We start from the raw sequence: 15833 nt of genomic DNA, 5'->3' as shown, positions 1-15833 counted from the left end.
GGTTTTTACAATCAAATATTTAACTTTTATTTTTTGATGAATTGAAGCGTAGTTAATTTTCCGCCGTCGTTTAATCTTACGAAGTAACTTCCTTTCTCAAGAGAAGAAATGTTGATCGTAGATTTGCTGGATACTTTAGCAGTTATTACTTTTTGACCAACCATGTTGTAGATTTCTGCCTGATATTCTCTGCCAGAACCTTTCCATTCCAAAGTGATTTGATCTGACGCAGGATTTGGATATAGAGCAGCGGTCGAGTTATTAACATTCTGCACTGCTAAAACTGGATTTAAATAACGGGCAATAAAGAACTGTGCTTTACCGCCGTTAAATGGAACGGCATCACCCGAAACCACTATTTTTCCGTCGGTTTGCAACGCTATGTTATAAGATATGCTGTAGTTTGCTTCGATACTGGTGGTTACTTTGCCTCCAATCCCGAAGCTTGTATCTAATTGTCCGTTTGCAGTCACGCGAGCTACACCGAAATTCTCAGTTGATCCTATGTTTGCAGTACCGGTAATGACTAATTTGCCATCTTCCTGAAGGGCCATATCCTGTAAATAATTTAAGCCACCATCAATAAACCTTGTTTTGAAAATTCCATTTTCGCCATAAGTGGTATCAAACGTTCCATTTGCATTCAGTTTAGCAACAGCCAATTCATAACGCAGAGGCGCAGTACCGAAATAAGAATGACCACCGACTAATATTTTACCATCTTGTAATTGAATGACTCTTAATCCAAAATCATTGTTATTTCCAACATGAAAAGTTACAAGACCGTTGTTTCCAAAGGTTGTATCTAAAGTTCCGTTTGGATTATAAGCGATCACAATATATTCATATTGATTATAATTGCCATCTATTGCAAATCCTGCAATAACAATTCTTCCTGCTGCATTAATGCTGATATCTTTACTGTAAGTTGATATACCGGCGACTGCGGTATAAACCCAACCATTGGTACCAAAAGTCTGATCCAAAGTTCCATTGCTTTTAACTTTAGCCATCGCATAGTCATCATTAACATAACCGGAGATGATAAAACTACCGTCTTGCAAAATGGCGAAGGTCTCTGCTACTTCAGTTGTTCCACCATCAATCACTACAATGCCGTTTGTTCCGAACGTGTTATCTAAACTTCCGTCAACATTTAACCGAGCCATTAAAAAATCGCCGGTACTGTTATTCCATCTATAGCCTGCCAACACGATCTTTCCATCGGTCTGTATATGCATATCGTAGATGTAAGATTTGATCCAGCCGGAAGAGAAATTTATTTTGCCATCGATCCCAAAAGTAGTGTCGATGCTCCCGTCTGTATTAAATCGGCTTACTCCAACATTAATATTAGGGTTATTCCCTGTTGAGCCACCAACTACAATTTTACCATCGGATTGAATAGCCATGGCGTTTGCAGAATTATTACCATTGGTGTAATTTCCTGTTAGGATACCTCCGTTACGAAAAGAGGGATCTAAAGATCCGGATTGTGCATCTACGAAAATAGCGCATGTCGCAAGCATTAAACTGATAAAGATTTTTTTCATAATATTTTTTTAATTTATTCTGAAATCAAATTTATATAAAAAGAAGCTACGTGCTGTATTTCGTGTTGTAAAATGCATGAATTTTGAAAATTTAATCTTCTAAAAATCTGACTATTAGATCAATAAATTTTATTAGTTATCGTTATGTTATCGTTTGCCAGGAAAGGATATTCATGCTGTTTTCTTATTGATGCTCTTATTTTGATTGGTATTCTTTTGACCAGAATTATCAAATTTTAGCGTTCCAGAATCGCAACAGGAAGAAGAACATTTTCCAAATAAATAGATGAATAAGGAGGTTGAATCACATCAAATTTTATCAACGAAAAAAAAACTTTTTCCATAAGAGGAAAAAGTTTTTTTTAGTAATTGATGAGATTATCAAAAATAGTTTTCAATTTTAGAATAGAAAAAATACTTTAATTTAAAGCCGTTAAACCAGCTTTTGCAATAAGAACATCCTGACTGCCATGAGCGCCACCGACGCCAATTCCTCCCACTACTTTTCCTTCGATCATAATTGGTATTCCACCATCCATGATTAAAATATTTTCATCAAGATAGCGAATGTCTTCCGGGATAGATCCGTCTTTAATTCCTTTTGCGATCACTGCTGTTTCTCGTTTTTGAGAACAGGCAGTGTAGGCTTTTTTATAACTCGCACGAATGGTGTGAACGCCAGCGTTGTTGTGACGAAGAACGGCTAGAGTCTGACCCGATTGATCAACGACCGTAATGGTAACAAACAGTCCGTCTTTTTCGGCCTGGTCAAATGCGGCCTGTATTATTTTAACTGCCATTTTTCCGGTGAGAATAGGCGCTGTTGTACTTTGAGCTTGAATCATGATGGTAAGCGTTGTTATTAGGAATATAAAAATATTTTTCATGTGATGAATTTTTTAACGGAGAAGTTTTCAATTTGTTAGCTATTGAAAGTCCTTTTTTTGATGACGATAAAGGTAAGGAGATTTACGAGAAATTTCAAAGGGAGACGCTTGTCATTCTATCATCGAAAATTTGGTGCGAGATATCAAAATCTTAAACGAGAAAAAAATTGCGGAAAATTTTAAATCAATATCAAATTAGAAGGAGCCTATATGAAATATGTAAAATAAAAATCGTTTTTAATACCATAAAATATTATGAAATTCGTAATTTTGAGTAGTACTAATTACAAAAAAGAAAATTTCACAAGATTTTATTTTGAATAGTCGGATAAAAAAGTCTTCTTGATCCTGCTGTTTTTAAACAAAAAGAGAGAAGACAAAAATTTAAGATGAGTGCTCAATCCTACTATTACGTATTTTTAATAATTTTCATTCCAATCCTAATTTTTAGCATTGTAGAAATTATTAAAAGTCCTTATTCAACACCCAGAAAATTAATGTGGCTTTTTATATGTATTCTCATGCCAATTATGGGCTCGATCATATTTCATTGGTATCGAAAAGGATAGGCGAAATGCTTATTAGATTTGAAATAGTTTTTCGATGAATCGTGTCAAGATTCTAAACCATGACACAGTTATTGTTAGGAAAAAAGTTTTTAGAAATTAATGAATGTATTGAATTAGAATATTGTTATTCAAAGTCGGGAGACTTTTCGCAGCGGGTTAATTAGGTTAAATTTTAGGGTTGCGAGGTTTGCATTTTAATTGATGGACCCCAATGAAGAGGTTTGTAATAGCGGCGAATATATCGAAACGCTTCGGATTTTTTACAGAGATGGTGTAGCAAATAGACATAATGATACTCGCATACTGCAAATAAAAATTAATTTTTGAAAAGTAAATGTTGAACTGAAAATCAATTACAAATATCATATTTTACTGCTGTGAAAGGAATCGTCCGAAAATAAATTCAAGTAGAAAAATATGCACCCGTACTCCGTAACATTTCACGCCAGTGACGATTTATTATTCAAAATAATTTCGATTCTTCTTTCTCTTTTTATTGTTGGAACGTGGCTTTATAATTCAAACCGTTTCAAGGTTTTGAAACGTGCGATTATTGCGGTGGTTCTTGCTTTCGGGTGCTATTTTTTTGCTATATTTTTCTTCGGAGTTCTGCAATTTTCATACAGTATTGTGAAGGATAATTTTAATCCGGACAAACAATCTGCAAAGATCATCGAATATCAAAAATTTATAAGTAAATCAACGTCTAAAAGCGGAAGCAGTTCACGAAGCCGAACAAATACATTTTACAAACCTTTACTCGAATACAGGAACCTAAATGGCACATTAAAAAGAGCTTTTGGAGATGTGTCTTTCAGTGCCAATAATAAATTAGCAATTGGCGAAAACGTAGAAATTATTAGAGAAAATGACGAAGTAAGAATGATATCGGGTATCAAGAATTTTACAATTGCAGTGAATATTTTAATGTTGTGTTTTCTTTTTCTTTTTTACTACCTTTTTTATAATTATGCAAAAACACAAAATTTTGAACTATTCGGGATGGTTGCGATGATTCTGTTTGGTTATATTATTTTTCCCCTTGCTTTTGTAATTTTTATTTATCTGTTTTTAAATATCGGGTTTGAGTATTTTTTTCAAAATAAGAGATATACCAGCAGAAATTCTGCAATACTTTTATCGGGATTAGGAATTTTTCTTGCGCTCTGCTTTTTTGGTTATATCAGAATGTTAATTGAAAATCTTTTACCCAAAAAACGGAAAAGAAAGCGAAAAAATAATCATTAACAAAATCCTGTCAAGGAAAAATTGTGTCGGAAGCTGAGAATTATTATTTCAGCAGTGCGATAAATTATGCTTATTTAGATAGTCCTTTGGATGTTTTTGTGTTTTTATGGAGTGATTGAAGTTGATAATTTGTTGCAGCGTTGTCACGGATTGCAAATCCGCGGCATCGGATATTTTAATTCTCATAAAATTGTTTTTCTTTTAAAATCTGAAGTTTTTTCTTTTAAGCTTTTTTTAAAAGTTTTATAAGAACAAAGTCTTTCTGTAATATTTCCATTTCTTTCAAGTATTTCATAAATCCATATTGTTTTATTATTTACTGTTAAATAAAAAACATCTGCTTCAGTATTTAAAATTCTACTCATCCATTCAATACCATAAATTTTAAATCTCATATTGTGTAATTTGCCGAAATATACGTTGAGTTTCCAAAAAACATCTTTTGCTAAGCAAGTTTTTTCAATCGAAACTATAATTCTTTAAAAACCTCCTTTCTCATTAACTTTTTCAGCAAATTTATCCACTTCATCTACAATCGCCTTAATGCTCTCATTATAGTCTTGTTGAGCAATTCTCCGCGTGAACTCATTATTAGTATTTTTTGCAGTTCTAATTATGGAAAAAATATTATCTGGAAATCCATCTTGTAGACTTACGCTATATCTAATTATTTCAAATTGAAAACTTTTATCTTTTACTCTGATTTTATATGTCAAATTTATTTCCTTATTGTAGTTTTGAGTAGCATAAAAATAATAAAACATAATTTTTGTTCTCCTTTCTATCACTAAATTGTTTACGTCATCAAAAGTCACTTTGGTCGTTTTTAATACGTCAATATTTGAATTTAATATATTTAAAATTCTAGTAAATAATTGTTCCTTTTTCAGATCTGATTTGTATGTCAATTTATTTGGTATCACTAAACTTAAATCATCTAAATTTATATTCGCTAAATCTGGTTCTGGAATCATTTCAACATCAGGCATATTCATTATCACATCATAGTTCTTTACAGTTTTTCTCTGAATTTCTCCAACTGTAATTTGTGCATTTAGGACACTAGTAGTTAATAGGGAAAATATTAGTAATTTATTTTTCATAATTTCTTTATTTACATTCAACATTATAATTCCAAATATAGGTAATGCTTTTCAAAAGTGATTTTTTTTTGCTTTTGCGTAAAAGCAACTGACTTTGAGCACAAATTTAAAAAAGAACGCCCGATAGAGCGGATTTGCAATCCATGGTTACAATCCTAAAAAAAAGAACGCCCCGATTTCTCAGAGCGTTCAAACCACATATCAAACTATTTCTAGTAAGATCCTTTTTCCACAAAATGGGCTGCAACTTTTTCAGTCAAGGCAACTACATTTGGCATATTGGTGTATTTTGTAAATCTTCTTAGTCCAGAAAGCATCATTCGCTGTTCGTCGCCTTCTGCAAAGGATACGATTCCTTCTTTCGCGGCGGTGGTAATTGCTTCTACCGCTTTGTAAAGATTTAAGCGAGCCATTGCTGCCTGCACAGAATCAGTATCGAAGTGTTTCTCTGCTCTTAAAACCACAGATTCTGCCATATAGATCTGGTTCAGAATTTCAGAAGCATTTAATAAAAGATGCTGGTGTTTTTCGATCTCCATCATGTATTTCTGAAGCGCTGCTCCAGCTACCATTAAGAATACTTTCTTCAAGTTGTGAAGAAGGTTTTTCTCTTCAGACATATATTCTGAATAATCAGGAGTTTCAAAAGATGGAATTCCCATCAGTTCTTTTCCGATCGCCATGGCTGGTTTTAAGAGATCAAGTTCACCTTTCATGGTTTTCTTGATCAACATTCCTACAGCAAGAAGTCTATTAATTTCATTCGTTCCTTCGTAAATTCTACCGATTCTCGAATCTCTCCAGGCGGCTTCCATTGGTGCATCTTCGGAGAATCCCATTCCACCATAGATCTGAATTCCTTCATCAGCGATATGTTGCGTAAGATCTGAAACATACACTTTAAGAATAGAACATTCGACAGCGTATTCTGCCAATGCATTCAATTCTGCATCTGCATGTGACATCCCACCTGCAGCGAGTTCCTCTATTTTATCTTCTACATTTTTTGCTGCTCTGTAAGAACCTGCTTCCGAAACGAAAATTCCGGTAGACATTTCTGCCAATTTTTTACGGATCGCACCGAAAGAGGATATGGCCACATCAAACTGTTTTCTTTCATTCGCATATTTGATGCATAAAGAGGTAATTCTTCTCTGACCATCAATATTTGCGGCTGCCAATTTAATTCGCCCTGCATTTAAAGCATTTAATGCGATTTTAAAACCGTTGTTTCTTTCTCCTAAAAGATTTTCTGCCGGAATTTTCATGTCGTTAAAGAAAACCTGACGGGTAGAAGAGGAGCGAATTCCTAATTTGTGTTCTTCTGCACCCATTGTAAAACTTGCCGGATCTTCGAGTTCTGATTTGTTAAAGACAAATGCCGTGATATTTTTATCGTCTGCAATTCTTGCAAAAAGCGTAAAAGTTTCTGCAAAACCTGCATTGGAGATCCACATTTTTTGTCCGGTGATGGTGTAATATTTTCCATCTTCAGAAAGGACTGCTTTGGTTTTACCTGAATTTGCATCAGATCCTGCTCCAGGTTCAGTTAAGCAATACGCTCCGAATTTTTCTCCTGCTGCCAAAGCCGGAAGATATTTTTGCTTCTGTGCTTCTGTTCCGTATAATAAAATAGGAAGCGTTCCAATCCCCGTATGTGCTCCATAAGCGGTTGCCAGTGAACCATTCGCGCCGGAAACAATATCACAAGCTAACATGGTGCTCACAAATCCCATTCCCAATCCGCCATAATTTTCAGGAACAGCAATTCCCAGAATTCCCATTTCACCTAACTTGCGCATGGTTTCTTCTGTTAATGCGTAATCTTTGTTTTCAAAACGCTCTCTGTGCGGAATAACGTCTCTCTCTATAAATTCATGAATAGATCCACGAAGCATTTTTTGTTCTTCTGTCAGTTCTTCTAAACTGTACAGTTCTGCTGCAGGGATATCTTTGATTATGAATTCACCGCCTTTTAATGTTGTTTTTGTATCGCTCATTGCTATTAATTTAAAATTTGTTGTGTTGAATTGACGAATAGATGATAGACGAATAGATAATAGATGCTAACTGTTTCATATTGTCTTTGATCTTCTAGTCTATTATCTCTTAGTCTATTATCTTTTAGTCTTTTAATGTGTTTTGAAATACCATTGTTGCTCTTTGAAATTCTTCTATTTTAGACTCAATTACAGTAGTATTTTCATCTGAAACATATTTTTTATAATTTGCCAGTAACAGTTGAGTTTGTAACTCGAAGGAAGAACCTAAGGAAATATCTAAATAATGACTGAAAGATTTATTGGTTCTACTGGAACCTTCTGCAATATTTGATGGAATTGAGACAGAGCATCTATCCATTTGACCTCGCATACCAAAATTTTCAAATGAAGGAAAGGATGTAGTAATGTCTGAAATATCTTTTGCGATATCCATCCCCATTTGCCAAATTTTGAGTTTCTTAAAATTATGTCTCTTAAAATCACTCATCATTAAAGTTTAGTAATTGAAATTATTCCTAACCAAATCTATCATCTATCCGTCTATCATCTATCCGTCTATTATATCTTCGTCTTTTAAAGCAGTTCAAATATCGAAGCCGCTCCCTGTCCAGTTCCTACGCACATTGTTACCATTCCGTATTTCATGTTGCCGCGTTTTTTCATTTCGTCGAGAAGTTGAACGGTTAGTTTTGTTCCGGTACAACCTAGTGGATGTCCGAGTGCGATTGCTCCACCGTTGACGTTTAAGATATCTGGATTTAGATTCAGTTCTTTTTTCAAAGCAACTGATTGAGAAGCAAAGGCTTCATTCAGTTCAATTAAATCGATGTCTTTTAATTCTAAACCTGCTTGTTTTAAGGCTTTTGGAACGGCATATAATGGACCCATTCCCATAATTCTCGGTTCTAAACCTGCTGCTGCATAAGCAACTAATCTTGCTTGTGGTTCTAATCCTAATTCTTTCACCATTTCTTCCGACATTACAATTACGAAAGCCGCACCGTCACTCATTTGAGAAGAGTTTCCAGCCGTTACAGATCCGCCATTTGCAAACACTGGACGTAATTTTGCCAAACCTTCTAAACTCGTTCCAACACGTGGACCTTCATCTACAGAGAAATCATATTTCTTGGTTTGCATTTTTTGATTCTCATCCAGGTAATTGTATTCTACTGGAATGGGAACAATCTGGTCTTTGAATCTCCCGGTCTCATTCGCTTTTAAAGCTTTGTTATGAGAGTCAAAAGAAAAGGCATCTTGCTCTTCACGGGAAATATTGAATTGTTTCGCCACTTCTTCTGCGGTATAACCCATTCCCCAATAATAATCAGGATTAGATTTTGCCATATCGCTTTCCGGAACCGGTTTATAACCACCCATCGGAATGTAAGACATGGATTCTGTTCCACCTGCGATGATACAGTCAGCCATTCCAGCCTGAATTTTCGCAGAGGCAATTGCAATCGCTTCACTTCCGGAGGCGCAATATCTGTTTACTGTTACACCTGGAACTTGATCAGTTTTTAATCCCATTAAGGAAATTAAACGCGCCACGTTCAAACCTTGTTCTGCTTCTGGCATTGCATTACCAACAATCAGATCGTCGATTCTGTTTTTATCTAATTGGGGAACAGCGGCCATTAACTTTTCGATAACGGTCGCTGCCATGACGTCGGGACGTGTGAAGCGAAGTGATCCTTTGGGTGCTTTTCCTACTGCGGTCCTGAATCCTTTAATTATATATGCTTGTTTCATTTTAGATTAGAGATTTTTAGACAAGAGATTTGAGACTCCTATCGTTTAAATTATTTATTAATATTTTCTTTAACAACGTAAACCATTTTTTGAACTTCATTTAACTTCTGCAATAAAGATTCATTAACTTCAGATGAAATAAAATTTAACCTTTCAGAAATAATTAATTGTGTTTGAAGTTCATAAGAAGACCCATATGCAATATTTAAAAAATGAGAAAACTGTGGATATGTATCTCTTCCAGCGCCTTCCGCAATGTTGGAAGGAATTGAAACAGCTGATCTTTTGATCTGTGACGAAAGTCCATATTTTTCATCATTTGGCATATTTGCCAATGCTTGATAAACATCAACACACAAATCAATTGAATCGTTCCAGATTTTTAATTTTTTAATGTTATGCATTATGAATAGATTTAATTTGGCATTATATTCTTCTTAATTCTCAAGTTGAAGAGTCTTTTAGTCTCAAGTCTCTCCGTCTCAAGTCTAATTACGAAGCGGTTTCCCTTTCGTTAACATAAACTGAATTCTTTCCAAAGTTTTTCTTTCTCCACATAATTGCAAGAAAGTTTCTCTTTCCAGATTCAATAAATATTGTTCTGTAACGATTGTTGGTTCAGAAAGATTCCCACCTACCAAAACGTTGGCTAATTTATCAGCGATCAGTTTATCGTGTTCAGAAATATATTTTCCGGTTAACATTTGATCGGTTCCAACTAAGAACATTCCGAGTGCGTCACGTCCTAAAACTTTTACTTTTTGCTCAATCGGTTGCGTGTAACCATGTTCCGCTAAACTTAAAGCTAACATTTTTGCAGTCTTGATCTGGCGATTTTTATTCACCACCACAATGTCCTTATGGTTTTCTAAAATCCCCATATCATAGGCTTCGTAAGCAGAAGTTGCCACTTTTCCCATCGCGATATTCATAAACATATCTCGAAGTCTGTTATTTTTAACATCATCAGAATGGAATTCACGAGAAACTCTCAAAGCCATTTCTTTAGTTCCACCACCGCCAGGAATTACACCGACACCAGTTTCTACCAATCCGATATAAGTTTCTGCCGCAGCAACAACTCGGTCGGCGTGCATCGTCATTTCACAACCACCGCCTAAAGTCATTCCGTGAGGAGCGACAATAACAGGAATGGAAGAGTACCGAACGCGCATCATCGATTTTTGGAAATAAGCAATTGCCATATTCAAATCATCCCAATCCTGATCGATCGCCATCATTAAGATCATGGCTAAATTTGCTCCGACAGAGAAATTTGCACCTTGATTGCCAACAACTAATCCATCATAATCTTTTTCGGCTAAGTCAATGGCTCTGTTCAAACCATCTAAAACTTCACCACCCAAAGAATTCATTTTTGAATGAATTTCAAAGTTGATAATTCCATCTCCCAAATCCTGAATTGAAGATCCTGAATTGCTCCAAAGGGTTTTGTTTTTTCTAATATTATCAAGAATAATAAAGGCTTCCTGTCCCGGAATACTGTTGTAATTTCCTGAATTTTTATCGAAGTAGATGCTTTGACCTTCGTCGTTAACTTTATAGAAACTTTCTACATTTTTCACCCAATCAGAAACTTCATAACCGGCGTCTTTCGCCAGTTCAATTCCTTTTTGAACACCAACTGCATCCCAAATTTCGAAAGGTCCATTTTCCCAACCAAAACCTGCTCTCATTGCGTCATCAATTTTGTAAACTTCGTCAGAAATTTCGGGAACTTTATGAGAAACATAAGCGAATAGAGCACCAAAAGATTTTCTATATAATTCTCCGGCCTTGTCTTTTCCACCAATTAAAACTTTAAAACGATCGATTGGTTTGTCAATCGCTTTCGTTAATGCAAGCGTAGGAAATTCAGTTTTCCCTTGAAGTTCATATTCCATGGTATCTAAATTCAACCCGTGAATTTCAGATTTACCTTCCGTATTTTTGATCTTCTTGTAGAAACCTTGCTCAGATTTTGAACCCAACCATTTGTTTTCTACCATTTTCTGAACGTAATCCGGCAATTTGAAAACATCGTTAAAATCGTTGGCTTCCATTTTACTGTTTCGAACGCCGTCAGCAACCATCACCAAAGTATCCAGCCCAACAACATCGGCAGTTCTGAAAGTCGCAGATTTTGGACGGCCGATAATTGGACCTGTTAATTTATCAATATCAGATACATTTAAGCCTAAACCTTTGATCTCATGAAGCAAATTCATCATCGAGAAAACGCCAACTCTGTTTGCAATAAACGCGGGAGTATCTTTGGCTAAAACGGTTGTTTTGCCTAGAAACTTTGCGCCATAATTCATATAAAATTGGATAATCTCTGGATCGGTTTCCGGAGTTGGAATAACTTCTAAAAGGGGTAAATATCTAACCGGATTAAAGAAATGCGTTCCCGCAAAATATTTTTTGAAATCATCACTTCGTCCTTCAATTAAGAAATGAATTGGAATTCCGGAAGTGTTGGATGAAACCAAAGTACCAGGTTTTCTAAACTGCTCTATCTTTTCGTAAACCGATTTTTTAATGTCGAGTCTTTCAACAACAACCTCAATGATCCAGTCGGTTTTTTTGATCTTTTCTAAATCATCATCGAAGTTTCCAACGGTGATCCTGTCTGAGAATTTCGGTGAATATAAAAGTGCCGGACTTGATTTCTGTAATTTCACAAAATTCTCCGCCGCGATTCTGTTTCTAACGATTTTATCTTCTTTCGTTAATCCTTTTTTCTGTTCAGCTTCGGTCAATTCAAAAGGGACAATATCGAGCAAAAGCACTTGTACACCAATGTTGGCGAAGTGCGCTGCGATACCGGAACCCATAATTCCTGAACCTAAAACCGTAACATGTTTGATTCTTCTGTTCATTTTATTTATTTTTTATTATTTAATTCGGTCGCAATTTTTAAGATGTCGTGCATGACTTCTTTAAAAATCTCCATCTTTTCCGAAGGGATTTTGTCAATCACTCTTTTATTGAAATTCACAACAACTTCTTTTGATAAGTTTCTGCTGTTCAATCCTTTATCGGTTAATTTAATAATGACCTCACGTTTGTCGTTTGTGGTTTTTTCCTTGTAGATATAGCCGTTGTCTTCTAAAAGTTTAATAATCCTTGTTAAAGAAGTCGGTTCGATAGCCATTTTTGGTCCGAGATTCGTACTTCGGGTTCCTTCTTTAGGATCAATTTTTAAAAGCGTTAAGGCCTGAACTGCTGTTGCATCGTGATCTTGCGCTAATTCGGAATACATTTTAGAAACGGCAAGCCAGGTGGATTTCAAAATGAGATCTACATTCTCAACTTTTTCCGGTGTTTTTTCTTTCATAATAATCTTGATAAGTGGTTATGTCAAATATAAAAAATATTATGCATGCATAGTACTTTATAAATGTTAATATTTTGTTAAAAGCTAAGAATCAACGACTTAAAAGATATGATTTACATAATACTATGCATGCATAGTATTTCGTGAAAGCCTTTGGAATAAGGATTTAAGAAAGGTTTTTAAACAATTCTAAAATATCCGCAAATGAATTGCATTTTTGTTGAAAATTATGACTGGAAATTACCCAAATAGTATCTTGCCATTCAAATTTATAAGAGGAAAGATTTTTTTTGAAGTTTTTTTGAAGGAAAGAGTAGAGCATTTCCTTCTCTAAATCTGGAGCTGAAATTTGAGGCGGAGAAAATTCTTCGTTAATATTAAAAAGTTGTGGATTTAGAAGTTCATTATGTTTCAATAAAATATCTTCTGTAACTCCAGCATCCAATTTTTCGTTATGAATGATCCACATTTTATCTGCAAATTCTTTTGAAAGTCGCCAGTCGTGCGATGAAAACAGGATAAGTTTGTTCTGTGTCTTTGCTAGATTTCTCAGCAGTTTTAGAATGATAATTTTGTTTTCTTCGTCTAAATGCGTCGTTGGCTCATCTAAAATTATCATCGGTGAATTCTGGGCTAAAGCTCTTCCAATAAAAGCTTTCTGTAGATTTCCGTCTGATAGTTGCTTTAAAGTAAAGTCTCTGTATTGCGTTAAGTTTAAAGTTTCGATAATCTCTTCAACTTCTTGTTTATCAGCATTATTCAATTCAAAATAATACGGATAATGAATGTATTTCCCGAGCGAAATTAAATCGGTTAATGTGTAATTTGCAGCAATTGGCGCCTTAGAAAATACAACCGCGATCTGCCCTGCAATCTCTTTATTAGAAAGCGTTTTGATATTTTTATCATTAAGGATAATTTCGCCTTCCAAAGTTGATATTTGATGGAGAATACTTTTAATTAAAGTTGTTTTTCCAACGCCGTTATTTCCGATCAATAAACAAATATCACCCAACTCCAAAGATGTTTTAACGCCTTTAATTAAAGGAGCTTGGTAACCGATTGTTGTATTTTTTAATTCTAAAAACATTTATTTGGAAGAATACTTTTTTAACGCAAAGGTGCAAAAATTACTTATTTTGGTTGTGACTATAAGACGAAAGAAAACCAAAGATTTTCGATTTGATGCGTGTAATGAGCTCAAATATTGATTGTATCTGACATTATAGACCATTCACAACTCTTTTGACACCATCTTTAAAAACTGCGGTTTTGAAATTTAAAATAAGTCCTAATTTACAATTTGTCATTTTTAGATATGTTAAAAGTTGAGCAGTGTAAACTTCATTGATAAACTCGACGGTTTTAATTTCTAAAATTAATTTGTCTTCAACGATCAAATCTAACCTGAAAGCATTCTCAATTTTTAATTCTTCGTAAATAATAGGTAAAGTCTTTTGCTTTTCTACTTTTAAACCCGCTTTCCGCAATTCATAAAAAATTCATTCTTTATATACGCTCTCGAATAATCCCGCTCCCAGTTTTCGATGAATTTTCATTCCCAATTCAAATACGATTCTAGATAATTCGTTTTCGGTCATTTTAACGTGTATTAAATCTAAAGTTAAATCTAATTTTAGAATTTCCCATCATCATCTTAAGATGATTCGCGCCTTAAAGCATCATTAGTGATTAAAATTTTTTGCGTCTTTGCGTTAAAAAAACATCAAGCTTTTCTCCCCTTCAACATCATCATTAAAATTACCGGTATTCCAAACAAAGACGTAATCACATTCAAAGGAAACTGCGTTGTTTCTGAAATGATAGAAAAAACTTCCATGATCAAAATTCCCAGGATCATATTTAAAATCCACTGTTGCCAAAGCTTCGCAGGATTAAATAACATTCTGCAAAAGTGCGGAACAACAATTCCTATAAATAAAATGGGTCCAAGAAATGCCGTGACAGATGCCGCTAGCAGTGACGATGCGATGATCACAAAAAACTTAAGCTGCGTCAGATTCACGCCCAAACTTTGCGCATAAGCCGTTCCCAGGGAGTTTCCGATCAATGGTTTTATCGTTTTAAAAGTCAGTAGTAATCCAATCACCACGATAATGGAAAGCACCCAGATTTGATTTGTAGAAACCTGATTGTTCGCGCCAAAACTCCACAGGATATAATTTTTCAAACTTTGATTTTCCGCATAGAACTGTAGAATTGAAACTACCGCTCCGGCTAAAGCAGAAATCAAAAATCCAAAAATGATAAGAAATGATTTATCCTGAAATCTTCCGGAAAACAGGATTAGAATCAGCATCAATATTATACTTCCGCCGATTGCAGTAATGCTTAAAAAACTATTTTGCAGAAACTCTGGAAGAATAAGATCTTGTGAAAAAAAAATATAAAAAGCTACACTTAAACTCGCTATAGAAGTTATTCCTAAAACCGATGGTCCGGCCAAAGGATTTTGAAAATATTCCTGCAAAAGAAAACCTGAAGTTGGAATCGAAATTCCCGCCAAAAGCATGACTAATATTCGGTTGATCCGCAATTGAGCGATCTGAGAATTTTCAGAAGTCGACGAAAAAAAGTCTGAGAAAGTAAGTTCTAAAAAACCAATATTTAAATTCACGACGATCGAAATTACGATTGCGGTGAGGATTAAAATTGTGGTGATCTTGAAATTTTTCGTCATTAGGAAACTTTGCGGATGAATTTAAAAAAAAAAGAAAACACCTTCTGAAAAGATGTTTTCTGTAGATTAAAATGATTTGCTTATTTGAAAGAATTTAACTTCTCTGTCAACATTTCTTCGCTCATTGAACCTAAAGTTTCGTCCGTTTTATCGCCTTTTCTCATGTAAGTAAAAGGAATCGCGCCGCCGTCCCACTTTTTAAAATTCGCCGGGAAAAACTCCGGAGTCAGTTTGGAACCATCTAAAAGAACAACATGATTAGATAAACCCCATTCCTCTGCAAATTTTTTCACCTTCGTATCCCAATCTTCTTTTTGGTCCAGGTCAACGAAAGTAAATTTTACAGGCTGGCCTTTCATTTCCTCCATTTTCTTTTTAAAATGAGGAATTTCCTGCATACATGGACCACACCAGGTTGCAAAAAAGTTGTTAACGTATAAGGTATCGTTGTTTTGTTTGCCTAAAAATATTGAAGCTTCAGCAGGAGACAGTTCAACTCTCTTAAAAGGAATTACTGCTTCTGTAGTTTCATTTGATTCTGAAACAGTTACAGAATCTGAAGTTTTGTTTTCTGCATTTTCTGCAACATTGGTTTCTTTCTTACAAGATGCCACCGTTGCGAGAACCAGCAAACTTAAAATTACTTTTTTCATTATATTTTTATTATTTTTGAA

16 protein-coding genes are annotated in these 15833 nt (G+C 34.8%); 2 read left to right on the top strand and 14 right to left on the bottom strand.

The features are described 5' to 3' along the window. Positions 1-26: 26 nt before the first annotated feature. Complete coding sequence (locus tag ACZ9HT_RS08455) at positions 27-1553, bottom strand: T9SS type A sorting domain-containing protein (RefSeq protein WP_476040037.1); 1527 nt, start codon at positions 1551-1553, stop codon at positions 27-29. A 419-nt stretch (positions 1554-1972) separates the two neighbouring features. Next, positions 1973-2440: a GlcG/HbpS family heme-binding protein gene (locus tag ACZ9HT_RS08450; protein ID WP_476040036.1), complete on the bottom strand. Its 468-nt coding sequence runs from the start codon at positions 2438-2440 to the stop codon at positions 1973-1975. A 389-nt stretch (positions 2441-2829) separates the two neighbouring features. Here ACZ9HT_RS08450 and ACZ9HT_RS08445 point away from each other — a divergent pair, with 389 nt between their 5' ends. Both ACZ9HT_RS08445 and ACZ9HT_RS08440 read left to right on the top strand, forming a co-directional pair. Continuing rightward, positions 2830-3009, top strand: coding sequence for a PLDc N-terminal domain-containing protein (locus ACZ9HT_RS08445; RefSeq protein WP_476040035.1), 180 nt, complete (start codon positions 2830-2832; stop codon positions 3007-3009). A gap of 417 nt (positions 3010-3426) precedes the next feature. Next, a complete protein-coding gene (locus ACZ9HT_RS08440; protein ID WP_476040034.1) occupies positions 3427-4257 on the top strand; it encodes a hypothetical protein in 831 nt (276 codons plus the stop codon). A gap of 182 nt (positions 4258-4439) precedes the next feature. Here the strand turns inward: ACZ9HT_RS08440 and ACZ9HT_RS08435 are convergent, their stop codons facing one another. From ACZ9HT_RS08435 to ACZ9HT_RS08380, 12 genes are all read right to left on the bottom strand, one after another. After that, positions 4440-4652, bottom strand: a complete 213-nt coding sequence (locus tag ACZ9HT_RS08435; protein WP_476040033.1) for a hypothetical protein — start codon at positions 4650-4652, stop codon at positions 4440-4442. An 84-nt stretch (positions 4653-4736) separates the two neighbouring features. Then, the gene (locus tag ACZ9HT_RS08430; protein ID WP_476040032.1) at positions 4737-5360 is read right to left on the bottom strand and encodes a hypothetical protein; all 624 of its coding nucleotides are present in this window, start codon (positions 5358-5360) and stop codon (positions 4737-4739) included. A gap of 212 nt (positions 5361-5572) precedes the next feature. Further along, positions 5573-7360, bottom strand: coding sequence for an acyl-CoA dehydrogenase family protein (locus ACZ9HT_RS08425; RefSeq protein ID WP_476040031.1), 1788 nt, complete (start codon positions 7358-7360; stop codon positions 5573-5575). A gap of 124 nt (positions 7361-7484) precedes the next feature. Beyond that, entirely contained in the window at positions 7485-7850 is a 366-nt protein-coding gene (locus tag ACZ9HT_RS08420; protein WP_476040030.1) for a four helix bundle protein, read from the bottom strand. 86 nt (positions 7851-7936) lie between these two features. Further along, entirely contained in the window at positions 7937-9118 is a 1182-nt protein-coding gene (locus tag ACZ9HT_RS08415; protein WP_476040029.1) for a thiolase family protein, read from the bottom strand. 50 nt (positions 9119-9168) lie between these two features. Next, positions 9169-9522: a four helix bundle protein gene (locus tag ACZ9HT_RS08410; RefSeq protein WP_476040028.1), complete on the bottom strand. Its 354-nt coding sequence runs from the start codon at positions 9520-9522 to the stop codon at positions 9169-9171. A gap of 84 nt (positions 9523-9606) precedes the next feature. Further along, positions 9607-12000: a 3-hydroxyacyl-CoA dehydrogenase/enoyl-CoA hydratase family protein gene (locus ACZ9HT_RS08405; protein ID WP_476040027.1), complete on the bottom strand. Its 2394-nt coding sequence runs from the start codon at positions 11998-12000 to the stop codon at positions 9607-9609. Positions 12001-12005: 5 nt separating this feature from the next. Continuing rightward, positions 12006-12458: a MarR family winged helix-turn-helix transcriptional regulator gene (locus tag ACZ9HT_RS08400; protein ID WP_476040026.1), complete on the bottom strand. Its 453-nt coding sequence runs from the start codon at positions 12456-12458 to the stop codon at positions 12006-12008. 166 nt (positions 12459-12624) lie between these two features. Continuing rightward, positions 12625-13548 (bottom strand): ABC transporter ATP-binding protein, encoded by a 924-nt coding sequence (locus tag ACZ9HT_RS08395; RefSeq protein ID WP_476040025.1) that lies wholly within the window; start codon positions 13546-13548, stop codon positions 12625-12627. Positions 13549-13681: 133 nt separating this feature from the next. Further along, positions 13682-13948, bottom strand: a complete 267-nt coding sequence (locus tag ACZ9HT_RS08390; RefSeq protein WP_476040024.1) for a GxxExxY protein — start codon at positions 13946-13948, stop codon at positions 13682-13684. Between the two features lie 236 nt (positions 13949-14184). Continuing rightward, positions 14185-15159 carry an iron chelate uptake ABC transporter family permease subunit gene (locus tag ACZ9HT_RS08385; RefSeq protein ID WP_476040023.1) on the bottom strand — a complete coding sequence of 325 codons (975 nt, stop codon included), beginning with the start codon at positions 15157-15159 and terminating at the stop codon, positions 14185-14187. Positions 15160-15239: 80 nt separating this feature from the next. Then, complete coding sequence (locus ACZ9HT_RS08380; RefSeq protein ID WP_476040022.1) at positions 15240-15812, bottom strand: TlpA family protein disulfide reductase; 573 nt, start codon at positions 15810-15812, stop codon at positions 15240-15242. Positions 15813-15833: the final 21 nt, after the last annotated feature.

The organism is Chryseobacterium sp. UYP7, assembly GCF_056279225.1.
This window is presented reverse-complemented; position numbering and strand designations above follow the sequence as displayed.